The organism is Pseudomonas sp. Arb-4-2C, from assembly GCF_055755015.1.
The window spans coordinates 3,481,887-3,500,243 of the sequence record NZ_CM146899.1; the positions used below are offsets into that span (position 1 = coordinate 3,481,887).

An 18,357-nucleotide genomic window follows, 5' to 3' on the forward strand; every position below is an offset into this window, starting at 1 on the left:
CTCTACACACAGGACACAGGATCGGAGATGGCATGAACGACTACTCGTATCTCGACACCCTGTACCAGGCCATGGCTGATGGCGGCTTTGTAGTGCTGACCGGCGCCGGCATCAGCACGCCCTCGGGCATCCCGGATTACCGCGACAGCGAAGGTGTACGGCGTGGCCGGCAGCCGATGATGTACCAGGAGTTTCTCGCTGCGCCCGAGTCCCGTCGCCGTTACTGGGCGCGGGCCATGCTTGGCTGGCCACGGGTGCGTCAGGCGCAACCCAACGCGGCGCATACGGCGCTGGCCGAGTTGCAGCGTCAGGGGCGGATCAGCGCCTTGATCACGCAGAACGTCGACACCCTGCACGATCAGGCCGGCAGTCAGGATGTGATCGAACTGCACGGCAGTCTGCACCGGGTGCTGTGCCTGGACTGTGGTCAGCGCAGCGCGCGTGATGACATTCAGCAACGCATGGTCGAGCAGAATCCGTATCTGGCCGGCGTCGATGCGGTACAGGCGCCGGATGGCGATACGCTGCTCGACCCGGCGTTCGAGGCACGCTTTCAGACCCCGCAGTGCCCCTATTGCGAAGGCGAACGGATGAAGCCGGACGTGGTGTTCTTCGGCGAGAACGTGGCACAGCCGACGGCGGCACGGGCCATGGCCGCAGCGGAAAATGCCGAGGGCTTGCTGGTGGTGGGCTCGTCGCTGATGGCGTATTCGGCGTTCCGTCTGTGCCGGGTAATCGCCGATCGCGGCAAGCCGTTGCTGGCGATCAATCTGGGCAAGACCCGCGCGGATGATTTGCTCGATTTGAAGATCGAGGCGTCATGCGAGCAACTGCTGCCGTTGCTGGCGCAACACTTGACCACCTGAACGCACCAATCCTCTGCGGGCAGCGCCTACAGGGGTAGAGGTTTCAAGTTCAGTGTTCAGCCTTGAGAATGTCGAACAGTGCCTGCGCCGCTGCCGACAGGTCATTGCCCGGTTCGGTCAACACACCAATCGCCCGCTCCACCGAGTCATTCAAGGTCAGGCAACAGGCGCCCAATTCCAGCATCTGCTCGGCGCACAAGGCCGGCACCGCGCTGACCCCCAGCCCGCTGGCGACCATACGCCCGACTGTTGCCAGTTGATGGCTTTCAAACTCCACCGGCAGTTTCATGCCCCGGGCCTGCAAGTGTTCTTCAAGCATCACCCGCACCGTCGACGGCCGTTGCAGGGTAATGAACGGTTCCTGCAGCAAGGTCTGCCAGTCGATATCGCTAAGCCCGGCCAGCGCTGAATCCTGCGGCACCACCGCGACAAAACGGTCCATGTACAGCGGGGTGAACGTCAGCGAAGTGCTCTGCATCGGCTCGAACGCCACGCCCAGTTCCACTTGTCGGTCGCGGACCATTTCCAGCACTTGCTCGTTGATCACGTCGTTGACCGTGACGTTGACGTTCGGATACCGCGCGCGAAACGTCTTGAGGATCGGCGGCAGCAGGTTGCCGGCGAACGACGGCATCGCCGCCAGCGTTACCCGCCCGCGTTGCAGGCTGAAGCGCTGGCGCATTTCATCTTCGGCGTTGTCCCAGTCGGCGATCAGACGTCGGGCCAGCGGCAGCAGCGATTCGCCTTCGGCGGTCAGCGCCACGTTCCGCGTATTGCGACTGAACAGTCGCCCGCCCAGGCCCTCCTCCAGCGCCTTGATGGTCAGGCTCAAGGCCGATTGCGACAGGTGCAGGCGCTCGCAGGCCACGGCGAAACTCAGGCTCTGGGCTACGGCGAGAAAGGCGCGGATCTGTTTGACGGTCATGAACGCTATGCTTCCGTATCAGGATTCAATCAATTATTGAGCTTTATCAATCAATCGACCTTAAAAATCAACTTAACAAATATATCCTCCAGCGAGACACTCCAGTCATTCGGCTAGCCAGCCGCCCGACAAACAATAAAAGAGGTGCATATGGCAGGTTTCGACAAGCGCGTGAGTTCCTATGAGGAAGCCCTGGCGGGCCTTGAAGACGGCATGACCGTGATCGCCGGCGGCTTTGGCCTGTGCGGCATCCCGGAAAACCTGATCGCCGAAATCAAGCGCAAAGGCACCCGCGACCTCACCGTCGTCTCCAACAACTGCGGCGTCGACGGTTTCGGCCTCGGCGTGCTGCTGACCGACCGCCAGATCAGCAAGGTCATCGCCTCCTACGTCGGCGAAAACAAACTGTTCGAAGAACAACTGCTCAAGGGCGACATCGAAGTCATCCTGACCCCGCAAGGCACCCTCGCCGAGAAAATGCGCGCAGGCGGCGCCGGCATTCCGGCTTTCTTCACCGCCACCGGCGTCGGCACCCCGGTTGCCGAAGGCAAGGAAGTGCGTGAGTTCAAAGGGCGCAAATACCTGATGGAAGAATCCATCACCGGCGATTTCGCCATCGTCAAAGGCTGGAAAGCCGACCATTTCGGTAACGTCATCTACCGCCACACCGCGCAGAACTTCAACCCGCTGGCTGCCACCGCAGGCAAGATCACTGTGGTCGAAGTCGAAGAAATCGTCGAACCCGGCGAGCTGGATCCGTCGCAGATCCACACCCCGGGCATCTACGTCGACCGGGTCATTTGCGGCACGTTCGAAAAACGCATCGAACAGCGCACCATCCGCAAATAATTCAGGCTGACGGAGAATAAAAACATGGCACTTTCCCGCGAACAAATGGCTCAGCGCGTCGCACGCGAAATGCAGGACGGCTACTACGTGAACCTCGGCATCGGCATTCCGACCCTGGTCGCCAACTACATCCCCGAAGGCATGGAAGTCATGCTGCAATCGGAAAACGGTCTGCTCGGCATGGGCCCGTTTCCAACCGAAGAAACCATTGATGCCGACATGATCAACGCCGGCAAACAGACCGTGACCGCGCGGATCGGCGCGTCGATCTTTAACTCCGCCGAATCCTTCGCGATGATCCGTGGTGGCCATGTCGACCTGACCGTACTGGGTGCATTCGAAGTGGACGTCGAAGGCAACATCGCCTCGTGGATGATTCCCGGCAAACTGGTCAAGGGCATGGGCGGCGCCATGGACTTGGTGGCTGGCGCCGACAACATCATCGTGATCATGACTCACGCCTCCAAGGACGGTGAGTCCAAACTGCTGTCCAAGTGCAGCCTGCCGCTGACCGGCGCCGGGTGCATCAAGCGCGTGCTGACCGACCTCGCCTATCTGGAAATCGAAAATGGCGCTTTTGTCCTCAAGGAACGCGCACCTGGCGTCAGCGTCGAGGAAATCGTCGCCAAAACCGCTGGTAAACTGATCGTCCCGGATCACGTACCGGAAATGCAGTTCGCTGCCCAGTGAGGAATTCGAAAATGCAAGACGTCGTAATTGTTGCCGCCACGCGTACCGCGATTGGCAGTTTCCAGGGTTCGCTGGCCAGCGTTTCCGCCGTTGACCTGGGCGCCGCGGTGATCCGCCAACTGCTTGAGCAGACCGGTCTGGACGGTGCGCAGGTCGATGAAGTGATCATGGGCCAGGTGCTGACTGCCGGCGCCGGCCAGAACCCGGCACGTCAAGCCGCGATCAAGGCTGGCCTGCCCCACGCCGTCCCGGCGATGACCCTGAACAAGGTCTGCGGTTCGGGCCTCAAGGCCCTGCATCTGGGCGCGCAAGCGATCCGCTGCGGCGACGCCGAGGTGATCATCGCCGGTGGTCAGGAGAACATGAGCCTGTCCAACTATGTCATGCCCGGCGCTCGCACCGGTCTGCGCATGGGCCATGCGCAAATCGTCGACACCATGATCAGCGATGGCCTGTGGGATGCGTTCAACGACTACCACATGGGTATCACCGCGGAAAATCTGGTCGACAAGTACGACATCAGCCGCGAGCAGCAGGACGCCTTCGCTGCCGCGTCGCAGCAAAAAGCTGCCGCCGCGATCGAAGCCGGGCGCTTCGTTGATGAGATCACTCCGATCCTGATCCCGCAGCGCAAAGGCGATCCAGTGGCCTTCAAGGTCGACGAACAGCCGCGTGGCGACACCACCGCCCAATCGCTGGCGAAACTGCGTCCAGCGTTCAAAAAGGACGGCAGCGTCACCGCCGGCAACGCTTCGTCGCTGAACGACGGCGCCGCTGCGGTGATCCTGATGAGCGCGGAAAAAGCCAAAGCATTGGGCTTGCCGGTGCTGGCGAAAATCGCTGCCTACGCGAACGCGGGCGTGGACCCGGCGATCATGGGCATCGGCCCGGTGTCGGCCACCCGCCGTTGCCTGGACAAGGCCGGCTGGAGCATCGGCCAACTGGACCTGATCGAAGCCAACGAAGCTTTCGCCGCGCAATCGCTGGCGGTAGCCAAGGATCTGCAATGGGATCTGGACAAGGTCAACGTCAACGGCGGCGCCATCGCCCTCGGTCACCCGATCGGTGCGTCGGGTTGCCGGGTGCTGGTGACCCTGCTGCACGAGATGATCAAACGTGATGCAAAAAAAGGTCTGGCGACCTTGTGCATCGGCGGCGGTCAAGGTGTAGCGCTGGCGCTGGAACGCGCTTAAACATCGAGTTCAACGGCGGGCGGTGGATCCACGACATCCGCTGCTCGCTGGCAACAAAAAACCCGGTGCGACTTGCGTTGCACCGGGTCTTTTTTTGTCCATTGAAATCTGCAGTGAATGTTCTGATGCCATCGCGAGCAGGCTCACTCCTACAGGGGAATACATTCCAAAGTGGGAGCGGGCTTGCTCGCGAAGGGGCCGGTTCATACGCCACAAAACACTCAGTCACACCGCCATCTGCAGAATCAACCAGGCATTCGCCCCACTGATCACCGCGAACAAGCCCCACGCCAGCACCCGGGTCGGCAGCCGGTTCACAAACGGCCCCATCAGCTGTTGGTCACTGGTCATGCGGATCAACGGGTACAGCGCAAACGGCAATTGCAGACTCAACACCACCTGGCTCAACACCAGCAGCTTGCCCACCGCGTTGTCACCCATCAGCCACACGCCGATGAACGCCGGAATCAGCGCCAGCCCGCGAGTGATCAAGCGCCGCTGCCAGCAGGGAATCCGCAGGTTCAGATAGCCTTCCATGATCACCTGCCCGGCGATGGTCCCGGTGAAGGTCGAGCTCTGCCCCGAGGCCAATAACGCCACCCCGAACAGCACACTCGCCAGCGCACCGCCCACCAGCGGGTCGAGCAGGTGATAGGCGTCCTGAATGTCGACCACGTCGGTATGCCCGGACTGATGGAACGCCGCAGCCGCCAGAATCAGAATCGCCGCGTTGACCAGCAGCGCCAGTGCCAGCGAACCGATGGTGTCGATGCGCGCCAGGTTCACCGCGTCCTGCTTGCTCGCCAGGTCCGTGCCGATCATCCGGGTCTGCACGATCGAGGTATGCAGGTAGAGGTTATGCGGCATCACCGTCGCCCCGAGAATGCCAATCGCCAGGTACAACGGTGCGGCATCGCTGAGCGCCGAGAGCGACGGCTTGAACCCGGCGAATACGTCCGGCCAGTAGGGTTTGATCAGTACCAGTTCGACGAAGAAACACACGCCGATGGTCGCCACCAGCACCAGCATGATCGCTTCCAGTCGGCGGAAGCCACGGTTTTGCAAGGCCAGTACCAGCAACGTGTCGAAGGCGGTCAGGGCAATGCCGAAGGTCAGTGAGCAGCCGAGCAACAAGTGAAACGCCAGTGCGCAACCGAGCACTTCGGCCAGGTCGGTGGCGATGATCGAGATTTCCGCCAGCACCCATTGCAGGCGCGCGGTTGGCGTGCTGTAGCGCTCGCGGGACAGCTGCGCCAGATCGCGTCCGGTGGCGATACCCAGACGCGAGCACAGGCACTGCACGACCATGCCCGCCAGGCTCGCCAGCAACACCACAAACAGCAGGCTGTAACCAAAGCGCGAACCGGCTTCAATGGCGGTCGCCCAGTTGCCCGGGTCCATGTAGCCGATCGACACCAGCAGTCCGGGACCGGCAAAGCGCAATGCGCGTTTGAAAAACGAAGCGCGGGGATCGACTTCCACACTGCCGGCGACTTCGGGCGGGCAGAACGGCGCGGTGGCGATTTTGGGCAAGCTGAATTTCACGCACACATCCAGAAACAAGTTCGAAAGGTGCAGCTTAGACGTTTCAGCCGACGCCTTGAAGGCTGCAATCCGCTGAACGTTATCGATTCATGCCCAACAGTTGCTCGCGCAACTCGGGATTGCGCGTGCGCGGATCGAGCCAGATGTTGAAAAACGCCCGGGCAAACTGCGGATCATCGATTTCATGCTGCAACTGCTGCCCGACAAAAAACCGTGCGCCCTGCCCCGGCAGGTAGACGCCAGTAATCCGGGTACCGGCCTGCACGTCGACAAACGACTGTTGCATCTGCGCTTGCCACACGACCAGTTGCGCCGGGCTGACATTTGCACCGCCCAGGCGTTTGATTTCATCGACGCTGGCTTGCACCAGATCATCGCGCGAGACATGCCGCCGATAGATCAGCTCAAGGGCAAACGGCTGCTCGGTCGACAACGGCCGCGCAGCGCTCCACATCCGGGCGTTGTACACGTCGAAACCGAACACACTGAAATCTCCGCTGCCAATGACCTGCGCGCCCGGCACGGCGTCCTGCCAATTGGCCCAGGTCGGGGTCAGCAACAAGGCCCACAAACCGATGCCACAGCAACCACGCAACACCTTCGTTCTGTTCATTGCGGCATCGACTCCGGTAAATCCTGATACTCAGAGCATAGCCGGCGATCGACCCCGGCATGTTGTATACAATTTTTGTAGAGCAATGCAGCAATCGGCGAGTGGCAATGCTAACGTGGCCCTCTCTCACCCGACGGAGCCTCCCGCGTGCTGATTCTCAAACTGCTGCTGATCCCCGGTTTTCTGCTGCTGATTTCCCTCGCCGGCAAGCGTTGGGGACCGAGCGTGGCCGGGTGGTTGTCGGGGTTGCCGGTGGTGGTCGGGCCGATTCTGTTTTTCCTCGCCATTGAACAGGGGCCGCAGTTTGCCGCGCAATCGGCGGTGGCAGCGCTGTCGGCGATGTTTGCCATGATCGCGTTCTGCATCACCTATGCGCAGGTCGCGCAGCGAGCGAACTGGCCGTGGGCGCTGACGGTTTCCCTGTCGGTGTGGACGCTGCTGGCGTTGGTGTTGTCGCTGATTCCACCGTCGCTGACGTTTTCGGTTGCGGCAGCGGCGACGGCCCTGCTGGCGGCGCCGTACCTGTTCCCCCACGTGCAACCGGTGCTGAACGGCCCGGCACCGAAGTCGGACAAACTGATCTGGCGGATGCTCGCCGGGGCGGCGCTGACGCTGCTGGTAACGATCCTCGCCAGCACCGTGGGCGAACGCTGGAGCGGCTTGCTCGCGGTGTTCCCGGTGCTCGGCAGCGTGATGGCGGTATTCTCGCAACAGACCCGTGGCCCGGCGTTTACCGCTGCATTGCTGCGGGCGACGGCGATCGGCATGTACTCGTTTTCGGCGTTTTGCCTGGTGTCAGCGCTGACCCTGCCAACCCTCGGCCTCGGCGGCTTCATCGCCGGTGTCGCGGTGTCGGTGGCGATGCTCGGCGTCACCCGCAAACTGCTGGCCCGACCGGCCCCGGAGAAGAAGCGCAACCCCGAGGCTGACGCAAACGCCTGACAAACCGCGCTGGAATGCCATGCATGCTCCGTGGGATCATCGCCGACCTGGCGCGACCATCCCTCGGAGATTCACATGTCATTGCTCAGCAAGAAAGCCGTCGTCCTGTTGCTGGCGGCGGTCGCCGGCCTCGGCGCCATCAATGCCCAAGCGGCCAAGGCCAAGGAAAAAGCCCCGACCAACAGCGTGTCGATGCTCGACGGCAAGTTCACTTTCGTCCTGCCCAAAGGCTTCACCGCCGACCCGCTGCCCGCCGGCCCGACCGGTGCCAGTGGCACGATGTACACCAATCAGGCGACCAAGACCGTGGTCATCGCGGCGCAAAACCAGATCGCCGGTGGCGCCAGCGTCAAGGACAACGACAATGAATTTCTCGACGGCAGCCTGGCGAGTTTCATCGATGACCAGCGCAAGGCTTTGCCGGACTTCAACAAGCTCAGCGAAAAGAGTCTGACCCAGAAAAGCAGCGGTCTCGGTGTGCGGCAGGTCGACAGCACCGCCACTCAGGGTGGCGGTCAGACCCTCAACACCACCCTGCTCGCCGCATCCGGCAAGCGCATGGCGCTGGTCCAGGTGATTTCCCGCGCCAGCGACAAGAGCGGTCACGATGCGTTGGTGAAGGCCATCCTCAAGGACAAGTGATCCTCAAGGATTGAGCCGCTGCAGCCAGGCGTTCAAGTCCCGCAGTTCGGCCGCACTGATGCTGTGGCCGACGCCGGGATAGGCGTGAAACTCGGGGGTGTAGGCGAGTTTTTGCAGCAGCGCATTGGCCTCGGTGCCGTCACGGTACGGCACCCGATCATCGGCGGTGCCGTGGCCGATGAAGATGTGCAGCGGCAACGGTTGCTGCTCGGCCGCAAGCTCGGTTTTCAACACCGGCAACAACCGTCCGCTCAACGCCGCGATGCCGCCGACCGCCACGGGCGGACGCAAGCCCACCTCGTACGTCATCATCGCGCCCTGGCTGAAGCCGATCAGGTACACCTTGTCCGGGCTGGCGTGATACTTCTTCGCCGCCTGCGCGACAAATTCCCGCAGCTTCTGGCCGCTGGCCTGCAAATCATCGGTCTCACCGTTGTAGGCGCCTTCGCCTTTCTTGCGAAACCACTGGAAACGCCCTTCGCCCAATGCCAGCGGCGCCTGCACCGACAGGTAGTTGTACTACGCCGGGAGCTGAAACTTCATGCCGATCAGATCGGCTTCGTTACTGCCGTAACCGTGCAGGAAAATCACCAGCGGCCGGGTGTCCGCGTCGGGGTGAACCTGTTCGATGTACTTCAGTGGCAGGTCGCTCTGCAGCGTGGTTTGCGCATGGGCGGCGCTGGACGCCAGCAGGGGTTAACAGGGCAAACGCCTTCAACATAAAGCCTTCCTTCACGAGGTGTCGGGTTCGGGGGCAGCCTAACATTCTGCAGTCAGGATCCAAATGTTGAAGGTGTTGCCGATGGCCCCTTCGCGAGCAGGCTCGCTCCCACAGGAGAACGCATTTCAAAGTGCGAGCGAAGGGGCTCGCTGCAGATCTATCAGTCGTTGATCAGCTTGCCCATCCGAATCGGCTCGCGCCCCGCCACTTTGGCCTGCCAGATCCCCGGCTGGGTATACCGTCCGCGATCAATCGCAAACAACACCCCGCTGGTGCCGGCGCACACGGTGCTGAGGCGGTCATTCAGTGGGTCCACCACTTCGAACAGCGCATCACCCTTCTCGACCCATTCACCGGCATTGCGCAGGAAGCTGACCACGCCATGGTGTGGGGCGAACAGGTATTGGGTGCCTTCGAATGGCATGCCTTCACAACACTCTTGCGGCGCCGCCGGCCATTCGCCGCTGATGAATCCCTGTTCGGCGAGAAAGCCGAGAATCGCTGCGCAGTTGGCCTGGGCCTGATCGACCCGGGTGTCGCCCATGCTGCCCAGTTCCAGAGTGGTGGCAAGGTTGGCCGGGGGAATCGCTGCGTGCGGGAACGCTTGCGCCAGTCGCAACCACGGCGACGAGCACGACTCGTCGAACGAGCTGCCGCCAGAGTCTTCGCACAGCAGCGCCACCCCGGCCTTCAGTCGAGCCGCCAGCGATTGCCAACGCGGCCAGTGTTGCGGCAGCGCGTAGAGGTGGATCGCCGCATCGAAATCGCAATGCAGATCGAGGGTGATATCGGCATCACAGGCGTGGCGCAGCAGCAATCGGTGCAGCGCTTCAAGTTGCGAAGCCGGCGCTGGCAGCTCATCGAGCACCTGGCCCATGGTCTGGCGGACCAGCGCAATGTTGGCCTCGGCATCGCTGCCCAGCCGCGTGCCGATCCGCGCTGCGACCGGTGCGCTGAGTTCGACGAATGCGCGGTTGAAATTCTTGCCGCTGGCCAGTTCGAAGCGGCCCATGTGGCTGCCTTGCAGGTGCTGATCGAGGCCGATCGGGTTGGCCACCGGCACCAGCTCGATCACCCCTAGCAGGCGGCCTTGCTGTTCCAGTTCGGCAAGGCGTTGTTTGAGTTCCCACGCAGTGCGCATGCCCGGCAGCTCGTCGGCGTGCAGGCTGGCCTGGATGTACACCTTGCGGCTGCCCGCGCCGTAACGAAATACGCTGAGGGAGCGTTCGCTGCCCAGGTGGCTCCAGGGCAGAACATGGTCGATGCGTTGCATGAGAAAACTCCTGAATGGCTGGATCACGCAGACCCTTGTAGGAGTGAGCCTGCTCGCGATAGCGGTGCGTCAGGCACTAAGCGGCTGAATGTTAAACCGCTATCGCGAGCAGGCTCACTCCTACAAGGCTCTCATTTGAATCAGGGCACAAAAAAAGTGGCCACCGCTTGCACGGGGCCACTTTTTTCTACGGCGTATTAATGACCGTACACATCAAAGTCGAAGTACTTGTCCTGGACTTTCTTGTACTCGCCATTGGCGCGGATTTCGGTGATGGCCTTGTTGAATTTCTCGGCCAGCGCGGTATCGCCCTTGCGCACTGCAATGCCGGCGCCGCCGCCGAAATACTTGGCGTCTTCGTAGGTCGGGCCGACGAATTCGAAGCCTTTGCCTGCGTCGGTTTTCAGGAAGCCGTCGCTCAGGTTGACCGAGTCGGCCAGCATCGCGTCCAGACGACCGGATTTCATGTCCAGGTTGGCTTCCTGTTGCGAGCCATAACGCACCACTTCAAACCCGGCGTCCTTGGCCATATCGGTGGCGTAGCGGTCGTGGGTGCTGGCGCGCAGCACGCCGACTTTCTTGCCCTTGAGCTCGGTCAACGGGTCTTTGACACCGGAGCCTTCCTTCATTACGAAGCGCGCCGGGGTGTGATAGTACTTGATGGTGAAATCGACGTTCTTCTTGCGGTCGTCAGTGATGGTCATCGAGGACAGGATCGCGTCGATCTTCTTCACTTTCAGTGCCGGGATCAGGCCATCGAATTCCTGCTCGACCCACACGCATTTGACGTCCATCTGCTTGCACAGCGCATCACCGATGTCGACGTCGAACCCGCCAAGTTTGCCGTCAGCGGTTTTCATCGAGAATGGCGGGTAAGCGGCTTCAATCCCGAGGCGGATCGGCTTGGCGTCTTCGGCCACAGCAGTCAGGGACAACATCGACAGTGCCAGGGCACCGAACATCACTAGCTTCTTCATTTATTACTCCTGTGTGCGGAGGCTTTTATTGGCAGCTTTCGATTGGCGTTCGGTCATGGCCATTTAGCGGCAAAAACCGAAGTGGCCGGCAGTCTATGGCGGCGCGCACAGGGCAAATTGTTTTTAAGCGACAAATACTTACAGAAAATCGGCGCAGGCGTTGACCGGGATCAACGGTGCGCCGACATGGTGCAAAGGCTGTAGGACAAACTCTGATTTCGCTCAGGAAATGACTGAAAATTGCGTCAGCATTCGCACCCAATCGGCGCTCTGGCGATCTGTTCGACACTCAGGCTGAAGCCCTCGTCCAGCCATCCGGTCACACCGCCGATCATCTCCTTGACCGGGTAACCCAACGCTGCCAGTTTCACCGCGGCCTTGTTGGCGCCGTTGCAATGCGGGCCGGCGCAATAGACCACGAACAGTGTGCTTGTCGCGTAGTCCGCCAGGCCTTCGGCTGTCAGCGAGCGGGTCGGAATATTGATGGCGCCCGGCACATGACCGCGCTCGTACGCCTGCGGACCGCGCACATCGACCAGCACAAAATCGACCTCCCCCGCCTCCTGGCTGCTGAAGACGTCGGAACAATCGGTTTCAAAGGTCAGACGGTTACTGAAGTGCATCAAGGCGATCGCCGACGGCGCGGCAGGAATTTCGCGAACCAGGCTGCTCATGCTGTGTGGCTCCTATATCTGTTGGGGGTGAACAGACTTTATCGGGCCGGCACTTGACGCTACAGTGGCGCGCAAGACACTCACCGGGAATTTTCCGCCAAATGCCTGAATCACCTGGATTGGTCGCAATTCTGGCCTACGACGGCCTCTGTACCTTCGAGTTCGGGATTGCCGTGGAGATCTTCGGCCTGACTCGGCCGGAGTTCGACTTCCCGTGGTACGAGCACCGCATCGTTGCCGTCGACCAAGGGCCGATGCGCGCCATGGGCGGGATCCACGTACTGGCCGATGGTGGCCTGGACCTGCTGGCGCAGGCGCGCACCATCATCATTCCCGGTTGGCGTGACCGCGAGGCCCCGGTGCCATCGGCTCTGCTTGAAGCCTTGCGCCAGGCCCACGCCCAGGGTGCGCGGCTGCTATCGATCTGCTCCGGGGTGTTTGTGCTGGCTGCCAGCGGCTTGCTCGACGGCCACAGCGCAACCACCCACTGGCGCTACAGCGATGAGCTGGCGCGGCGCTTTCCGGCGATTACGGTCGATCCGGAGGTGCTCTACGTCGACGCCGGCCAGTTGATCACCTCGGCGGGCAGCGCCGCCGGGATCGATGCGTGCCTGCATCTGGTGGCGCGGGACTTCGGCACTCAGGTCGCCAATTCGGTCGCGCGGCGGCTGGTGATGTCGCCGCAACGCACCGGCGGCCAGGCGCAGTTCATCCCCACGCCCGTCAGCCCGACACCGCGCAATGACCTGTCGCGGGTGATGCAGTGGGCCCGCGAGCGCCTGCACCAACCACTGGAAGTGCGCGATCTGGCCAGCGAAGCGGCGATGAGCGAGCGCACGTTTCTGCGGCGGTTCAGCGAAGCCAGCGGGCAATCGCCCAAGGCCTGGTTGCAGCACGAACGCCTGGCGCGGGCGCGGGAGCTGCTGGAGAGCACCGCGCACAACACCGAGCAGATCGCCCAGCGCTGTGGTTACCGCTCGGTGGAAAGTTTTCGCGTGGCATTTCGCAGTGTGGTCGGGGTGCCGCCATCGGTGTATCGGGAGCGGTTTGGGCGTGGGGTCAAAGCGGTTTCCTGAGGTGACTGATAGACCGCTTTCGCGAGCAGGCTCGCTCCCACATTTGAAACGCGCCCCCTGTGGGAGCGAGCCTGCTCGCGAAGGGGCCAGCCCAGACAACAACAATCTAAGGCTTGCGCAACAGATAGGTATCCATGATCCACCCATGCTTAGCCCGCGCCGCCTGGCGCATACGCTCGATCAGATCCGCCACATCCTTGAGCTTACCGCTGATCAGAATCTCATCCGGCGTGCCGAGGTAAGCGCCCCAGTAAATCTCGGTCTGCTGATCCGCCACGCTGTGGTAAGCGTCCTCGGCATCGAGCATCACCACCAGACTGTCGGTGTCACTCACTTGCCCCGCCGCCAGGCGCCGGCCGGTGGTGATTTCGATCGGCCGGCCAATGGTGTTCAGCGGCACCTTGTGTTGCGCGGCCAGAGCCTGAACGCTGCTAATGCCTGGGATCACTTCAAACTCGAAAACACAGCGGCCTGACGCCAGAATCGCCTGCAGAATGCGAATCGTGCTGTCGTACAGCGCCGGGTCACCCCACACGAGGAAACCGCCGCACTGCTCGTCAGCCAATTCTTCATTGATCAACCGCTCGAAGGTTTGCTGTTTGGCGCGGTTCAGATCATCGACCGCACGGGTGTAGTCCACGTCGCCGCGTTCACGTTCCGGGCTTTGCGCTTCGACGAATCGATAAGCCGGATCGGTGATGTAGCGTTCACAAATGTCCCGGCGCAGCTCGATCAGTTTGTTTTTGCTCTGGCCTTTATCCATCAAAAAGAACACGTCCACCCGGTTGAGCGCCTTCACCGCCTGCAGGGTGATGTAGTCGGGGTTGCCGGCGCCGATGCCGATGACCAGCAGTCGTTTCATCACTGTGCTCCCGCAAGTTCGATACCGGGTAAGCGTAGCCGCCAGATCCCGTTGAATCGCAGTTGGACCACTGACAGCGGTTCAACATCAATCGCGTTAAACGCTGCGCCTTGCACCACCTGCATTAATGCGGCGCGCACCACGAACGGATGAGTGATGGCGACGACATGCCCCGGCGCACCTTGCAGGCTGATCAGCCACGCCGCCACGCGTTCGCCCAATTGCATCACCGACTCACCACCGTGGGGTGCTGCCTGCGGATCGCTGATCCACGCTTGCAAGGCTTCGGCCTCACTCAGTTGCAGATCCTTGATCGCTTGCCCGTGCCAGCGCCCCCAGTCGCAATCACGCAGCGCATCGTCCACTTGCGGCGTTGCACCGAACCCCTCGGCGGTCTGCCGCGTGCGCAATTCCGGCCCGCACAGCAAACGCGTGGTGCTACCGAACTGTTTTGCCAGCGCACCGAGCGCCAATGGCTGATTTTCAACAGGCTCGTTCGTAGGAAAACGCGACAATTTCTGTGCGACGGTTCGAGCGTGGCAAATCAAAGTTAAACGGGTGGATTGCACAGGGTTGCACTCGCTGAACATCAGTTGAATGGGCGGCAAACCGCCGGTCTTGCGGCAATTGTGCCGCAAACCGGGCGGCTCGGGGGATCTCGCAACCTTGGCGTTCAACCTGATACGCGTGCAAAAACGGCAATGTCTTACACATCAATGGGCAATGGACTACAAGTGTCGACGACATCGGTGTAGCCCTTGTGACACAGGCCTCTCACGTTATTTAAACGCTGAATCGCTACCGCTAAAAATTCACTAGACATGTAACCTGAGTTACATAAATACTGTTTTAACGGATTGTGAAACGAATTCAACACCCCTTCATCCAGCAGGAGCCCGGATGCCCCCTCTTAGAGACTTGATCACCGATCCCGGCCTGGAGCTGACGCCGTCGGAGCGCAAAGTGATTCGCGCCCTGCTCGACCAGTATCCACGCAACGGCCTCGGTCCGATGGCGCGTCTGGCCGAACACGCCGGCGTCAGCGATCCGACCATTGTGCGACTGGTGAAGAAGCTCGGATTCGGCGGTTATGCCGAATTTCAGGACGCCTTGCTCAGCGACATGGACCACCGCCTGCGTTCGCCAAGCACCCTGTTGCAACCGCGCTCGCACCTGAACAAGGACGATGCCTGGGGCCATTATCTGGCCGACAGCCAGCGGTTGCTGGTGGAAACCCAGGCCCTGACCCAGCCTGAAGACGTGCGCATTCTGCTCGACTGGCTGCTCGATACGCGGCACCAGATTTACTGCTTCGGCGGGCGTTTCAGCAGCCTGATGGCCAACTACCTGCTCAATCACTTGCGTCTGCTGCGCTCCGGCTGCTTTGCCCTGGAAGACAACGCGCAACTGCCTGACCGCTTGTTCGACCTGCAACGCCAGGACGTGGTGCTGTTGTTCGACTATCGCCGCTACCAGACCCAGGCTCTGCGCGTGGCCAGCGCCGCAAAAAGCCGCAATGCCCGGGTGGTGTTGTTCACCGACATCTATGCATCACCGCTGCGCGAACTCGCCGACCTGATCATCAGCGCCCCGGTCGAATCGGCCTCGCCGTTCGACACCATGGTGCCGGCGCTGGCCCAGGTCGAGGCGCTGATTGCCAGCCTGACCCTGCGTAGCCCCGATCTGGCCGATCGCCTGGAAGGCATCGACGCGATGCGCAACGAGTTCAACACCCACCTGCTGGAGGATAAATAAGGATGTTCAGCCTTCCCCACCGCTCGCCGCGGGACTTGCCGTTTGTCACCGATCACACCGCATTGTTGCTGGTGGACATGCAGCGTGCCTGGCTCGAACCGCAGTACGACCCGCACCTGAACGGGCCGGACGCCGAATATTTCCTGACCCGCACCCACATGCAGGTGGTGCCCAACCAGCGCCGGTTGCTCAGTGCCTTTCGCGAAGCGCGGCAGAACGTGCTGCACACCATTATCGAAAGCCTGACCGCCGACGGCCGCGACCGCTCGCTGGACCACAAGCTGTCGGACATGCACCTGCCCAAGGGCAGTGAGCAGGCGCGAATCATCGACGACCTGACCCCGGTGGAAAACGAGATCGTGTTGCCGAAAACCTCGTCCGGGGTGTTCAACTCGACCAACATCGATTACGTGCTGCGCAACCTCGAGACCCGTCACCTGATCATCGCCGGCATCGTTACCGACCAGTGCGTCGACATGGCGGTGCGCGACGCCGCCGACCGTGGTTATCTGGTGACGCTGGTCGAAGACGCCTGCGCCACCTACACCCCGGCGCGGCATGACGCCTGCCTGAATGCGATCAAGGGTTACTGCTGGATCACCGACACGCAAACCGTGCTCGGCCGGTTGCAGGAGCTGCGACCATGAGCGAGCGCCTGACGCCGTTGCCGATGACCACCATCGTCACCACCGACCTGATCGGCATTACCCGTGGCCGTTCGTTCCCCACTGACGAGCTGGAGCACTATCAAGCCGCCGGTTGCGGCTGGGTGCCGGCCAACAGCGCACTGACGCCGCAGGACATCATCGCCCAGGCCAACCCGTGGGGCGCTTATGGCGACTTGCGGCTGATTCCGGACCTGGCCAGTCGCGTCACCGTCGGCAATGGGCCAGACGCCGCGGCGCCGGCGCTGGACTTCATCCATGGCGACATCCGCGAGACCGATGGACGCCCATGGAGCGCCTGCCCACGCACATTGTTGCGCGATGAAATCGAGCGCTATCGCGACGAACTCGGCTTGCAGGTCAACGCGGCGTTCGAACACGAATTCAACCTGCATGCCGGTTTCGCTGAACACCAGGCGTTCTCCCTCGAAGCCCAGCGTCAGGGCGCCGAATTCGGCGGCTGGCTGCTCAGTGCCCTGCGCGCCGGCGGCGTTGAACCGGAAATGTTCCTGCCCGAATACGGCAAACATCAATACGAAATCACCTGCCGCCCGACTCGCGGTGTGGCAGCGGCGGACCGCGCGGTGAATGTGCGCGAGATCACCCGCGAAATCGCCCGGCAAATGGGCGTCGACGTCAGTTTCGCACCGAAAACCAAGGCCGACGCGGTGTGCAACGGCGTGCACCTGCACGTCAGCCTGCTCGATCTGCAAGGTCTGCCGATGCTGTACGACGCCGGCACCAGCAACGGTTTGTCGACCCTCGGCCAGCATTGGGCTGCCGGGATCCTGCATTACCTGCCAGCGCTGTGTGCGTTCACCGCGCCGACGCCGGTGTCGTACGAGCGTTTGCAACCGCATCACTGGAGCGCGTCCTACGCGTGCCTGGGGCAGCAGAACCGTGAGGCGGCGTTGCGCATCTGCCCGACCGTGAGCCTGAGCGGCAAATCCGTGGCGGCGCAGTACAACCTGGAATTTCGCGCCATGGACGCCACCGCCTCGCCGCACCTGGCGATGGCCGCGCTGCTGATTGCCGGACGGCTGGGCATCGAACAGCGTCTGGCACTGAACGCGATCACTGATGAGATTCCCGATTCACTCAACGACGAGCAACGCAAGGCCCGGGGCATCGTTGCCCTGCCCGCCTCACTGGCCCAGGCGCTGGATTGCCTGCGTGACAGTGCAGCCTTCAACCAATGGCTGCCCAAGCCGTTGCTCGACACCTACCACGCCCTTAAAACCGAGGAACTGGCGCTGACGGAACAGCTCTCGCCCGCTGACCTGTGTGAGCACTATGCACGCCTGTACTGAATCCGCCGAGCTGGGGTTGTACACCCGCCCGGTCTACAACCTGAGCCGCGAAGATTCTTCGCATCCGTTGATCCTGGTGTGTGAGCACGCCAGCCGCTACATCCCCGAAGCCCTGAGCAATCTGGGCCTGGACGATGCAGCCGCCTGCGAGCACATCGCCTGGGACATCGGTGCACTGCAACTGGCAGAAGCGCTGTCGGAAAAACTCGGCGCGACGTTGTTGAGCGCCAACTATTCACGGCTGCTGATCGACCTCAATCGGCCCCGGCATGCCCCTGACAGCATTCCGGCGCAGAGCGAGATCTATCAGGTGCCCGGCAACCGCGATCTGGATGAAGCCACTCGCGAATACCGGCGCCAGCAGCTGTTCAAACCGTTTCACGCCCGTCTGCAGACCCTGATCGACGAGCGCGTCGCGCAGGGCCAGCCGGTGCGGGTGGTAGGAATTCACAGTTTCACCCCGGTGTATTACGGCCAACCGCGCCCGCTGGAAGTCGGTGTGCTGTTCGGTCAGGCCAGCGCCTATGCGCAACGGCTGATCGACGGCCTCGGCCAGCACCCGCTGAAAGTTGCGGGCAACCAGCCGTACCGGATTGATCCGTTGGGCGACATGACGGTACCGGTGCACGGCGATGCACGAGGGCTGGAGTCGGTGCTGATCGAGGTGCGCAACGACCTGCTGCGCGGCCCCGAAGCCGTGTCACTGTGGGCCGAGCGCCTGGCGCCGTGGCTGTAACGAATGCTGTAAAAACCGCTGATGCTGTAAACGATGGACCGAT

The 18,357-nt window shown here is 61.9% G+C and carries 19 protein-coding genes and 1 pseudogene; 11 read left to right on the forward strand and 9 right to left on the reverse strand.

The features are described from left to right. Window positions 1–32 precede the first annotated feature (32 nt). Window positions 33–866, forward strand: a complete 834-nt coding sequence (locus tag AC0J41_RS15510) for an NAD-dependent protein deacetylase (protein WP_473012940.1) — start codon at window positions 33–35, stop codon at window positions 864–866. A 49-nt stretch (window positions 867–915) separates the two neighbouring features. Here the strand turns inward: AC0J41_RS15510 and AC0J41_RS15515 are convergent, their stop codons facing one another. Then, a complete protein-coding gene (locus AC0J41_RS15515; protein WP_473012941.1) occupies window positions 916–1,791 on the reverse strand; it encodes a LysR substrate-binding domain-containing protein in 876 nt (291 codons plus the stop codon). 150 nt (window positions 1,792–1,941) lie between these two features. Here AC0J41_RS15515 and AC0J41_RS15520 point away from each other — a divergent pair, with 150 nt between their 5' ends. The 3 genes from AC0J41_RS15520 to AC0J41_RS15530 are packed head-to-tail and all read left to right on the forward strand — an operon-like array spanning window position 1,942 to window position 4,523. Beyond that, entirely contained in the window at window positions 1,942–2,640 is a 699-nt protein-coding gene (locus AC0J41_RS15520; protein ID WP_016983257.1) for a CoA transferase subunit A, read from the forward strand. 24 nt (window positions 2,641–2,664) lie between these two features. Further along, a complete protein-coding gene (locus tag AC0J41_RS15525; protein WP_025111273.1) occupies window positions 2,665–3,330 on the forward strand; it encodes a CoA transferase subunit B in 666 nt (221 codons plus the stop codon). Between the two features lie 11 nt (window positions 3,331–3,341). Beyond that, complete coding sequence (locus tag AC0J41_RS15530; RefSeq protein ID WP_473012942.1) at window positions 3,342–4,523, forward strand: acetyl-CoA C-acetyltransferase; 1,182 nt, start codon at window positions 3,342–3,344, stop codon at window positions 4,521–4,523. 225 nt (window positions 4,524–4,748) lie between these two features. Here the strand turns inward: AC0J41_RS15530 and AC0J41_RS15535 are convergent, their stop codons facing one another. After that, the gene (locus AC0J41_RS15535) at window positions 4,749–6,068 is read right to left on the reverse strand and encodes an Nramp family divalent metal transporter (RefSeq protein WP_473012943.1); all 1,320 of its coding nucleotides are present in this window, start codon (window positions 6,066–6,068) and stop codon (window positions 4,749–4,751) included. A 79-nt stretch (window positions 6,069–6,147) separates the two neighbouring features. Next, entirely contained in the window at window positions 6,148–6,681 is a 534-nt protein-coding gene (locus AC0J41_RS15540; protein WP_473012944.1) for a chalcone isomerase family protein, read from the reverse strand. Between the two features lie 147 nt (window positions 6,682–6,828). On the opposite strand from AC0J41_RS15540, the gene AC0J41_RS15545 reads away from it, so the two are divergent. Both AC0J41_RS15545 and AC0J41_RS15550 read left to right on the forward strand, forming a co-directional pair. Further along, entirely contained in the window at window positions 6,829–7,623 is a 795-nt protein-coding gene (locus AC0J41_RS15545; protein ID WP_473012945.1) for a hypothetical protein, read from the forward strand. A 75-nt stretch (window positions 7,624–7,698) separates the two neighbouring features. Further along, window positions 7,699–8,265: a DcrB/PsbP domain-containing protein gene (locus AC0J41_RS15550; RefSeq protein WP_025111268.1), complete on the forward strand. Its 567-nt coding sequence runs from the start codon at window positions 7,699–7,701 to the stop codon at window positions 8,263–8,265. A 3-nt stretch (window positions 8,266–8,268) separates the two neighbouring features. On the opposite strand, the pseudogene AC0J41_RS15555 reads toward AC0J41_RS15550, so the two are convergent. From AC0J41_RS15555 to AC0J41_RS15570, 4 genes and pseudogenes are all read right to left on the reverse strand, one after another. Continuing rightward, window positions 8,269–8,986: pseudogene (locus AC0J41_RS15555) on the reverse strand (alpha/beta hydrolase). A gap of 160 nt (window positions 8,987–9,146) precedes the next feature. Then, a complete protein-coding gene (locus AC0J41_RS15560; RefSeq protein WP_473012946.1) occupies window positions 9,147–10,259 on the reverse strand; it encodes a succinylglutamate desuccinylase/aspartoacylase family protein in 1,113 nt (370 codons plus the stop codon). A 197-nt stretch (window positions 10,260–10,456) separates the two neighbouring features. Then, the gene (locus AC0J41_RS15565; RefSeq protein ID WP_025111265.1) at window positions 10,457–11,236 is read right to left on the reverse strand and encodes an ABC transporter substrate-binding protein; all 780 of its coding nucleotides are present in this window, start codon (window positions 11,234–11,236) and stop codon (window positions 10,457–10,459) included. A 245-nt stretch (window positions 11,237–11,481) separates the two neighbouring features. After that, a complete protein-coding gene (locus AC0J41_RS15570) occupies window positions 11,482–11,910 on the reverse strand; it encodes a rhodanese-like domain-containing protein (RefSeq protein WP_473012947.1) in 429 nt (142 codons plus the stop codon). A gap of 101 nt (window positions 11,911–12,011) precedes the next feature. Here AC0J41_RS15570 and ftrA point away from each other — a divergent pair, with 101 nt between their 5' ends. After that, a complete protein-coding gene (gene ftrA, locus AC0J41_RS15575) occupies window positions 12,012–12,986 on the forward strand; it encodes a transcriptional regulator FtrA (protein WP_473012948.1) in 975 nt (324 codons plus the stop codon). A 106-nt stretch (window positions 12,987–13,092) separates the two neighbouring features. Here the strand turns inward: ftrA and cobF are convergent, their stop codons facing one another. Both cobF and AC0J41_RS15585 read right to left on the reverse strand, forming a co-directional pair. Continuing rightward, a complete protein-coding gene (gene cobF, locus AC0J41_RS15580) occupies window positions 13,093–13,848 on the reverse strand; it encodes a precorrin-6A synthase (deacetylating) (protein WP_473012949.1) in 756 nt (251 codons plus the stop codon). Beyond that, on the reverse strand, window positions 13,848–14,438 hold the full coding sequence (locus AC0J41_RS15585; protein ID WP_473016011.1) for a histidine phosphatase family protein: 591 nt from the start codon (window positions 14,436–14,438) through the stop codon (window positions 13,848–13,850). Before AC0J41_RS15585 ends, cobF begins: the two co-directional genes overlap by 1 nt. A gap of 310 nt (window positions 14,439–14,748) precedes the next feature. Between AC0J41_RS15585 and AC0J41_RS15590 the strand changes: the two genes are divergently transcribed. Genes AC0J41_RS15590 through AC0J41_RS15605 form a run of 4 tightly spaced genes read left to right on the forward strand, consistent with a single transcriptional unit; the run spans window position 14,749 to window position 18,314 of the window. Then, a complete protein-coding gene (locus tag AC0J41_RS15590; RefSeq protein WP_473012950.1) occupies window positions 14,749–15,603 on the forward strand; it encodes a MurR/RpiR family transcriptional regulator in 855 nt (284 codons plus the stop codon). 2 nt (window positions 15,604–15,605) lie between these two features. Beyond that, window positions 15,606–16,250 carry a cysteine hydrolase family protein gene (locus AC0J41_RS15595; RefSeq protein WP_025111259.1) on the forward strand — a complete coding sequence of 215 codons (645 nt, stop codon included), beginning with the start codon at window positions 15,606–15,608 and terminating at the stop codon, window positions 16,248–16,250. Then, complete coding sequence (locus tag AC0J41_RS15600) at window positions 16,247–17,578, forward strand: type I glutamate--ammonia ligase (protein ID WP_473012951.1); 1,332 nt, start codon at window positions 16,247–16,249, stop codon at window positions 17,576–17,578. Before AC0J41_RS15595 ends, AC0J41_RS15600 begins: the two co-directional genes overlap by 4 nt. Continuing rightward, a complete protein-coding gene (locus tag AC0J41_RS15605) occupies window positions 17,562–18,314 on the forward strand; it encodes an N-formylglutamate amidohydrolase (protein ID WP_473012952.1) in 753 nt (250 codons plus the stop codon). The genes AC0J41_RS15600 and AC0J41_RS15605 overlap by 17 nt, the downstream gene beginning before the upstream one ends. Window positions 18,315–18,357: the final 43 nt, after the last annotated feature.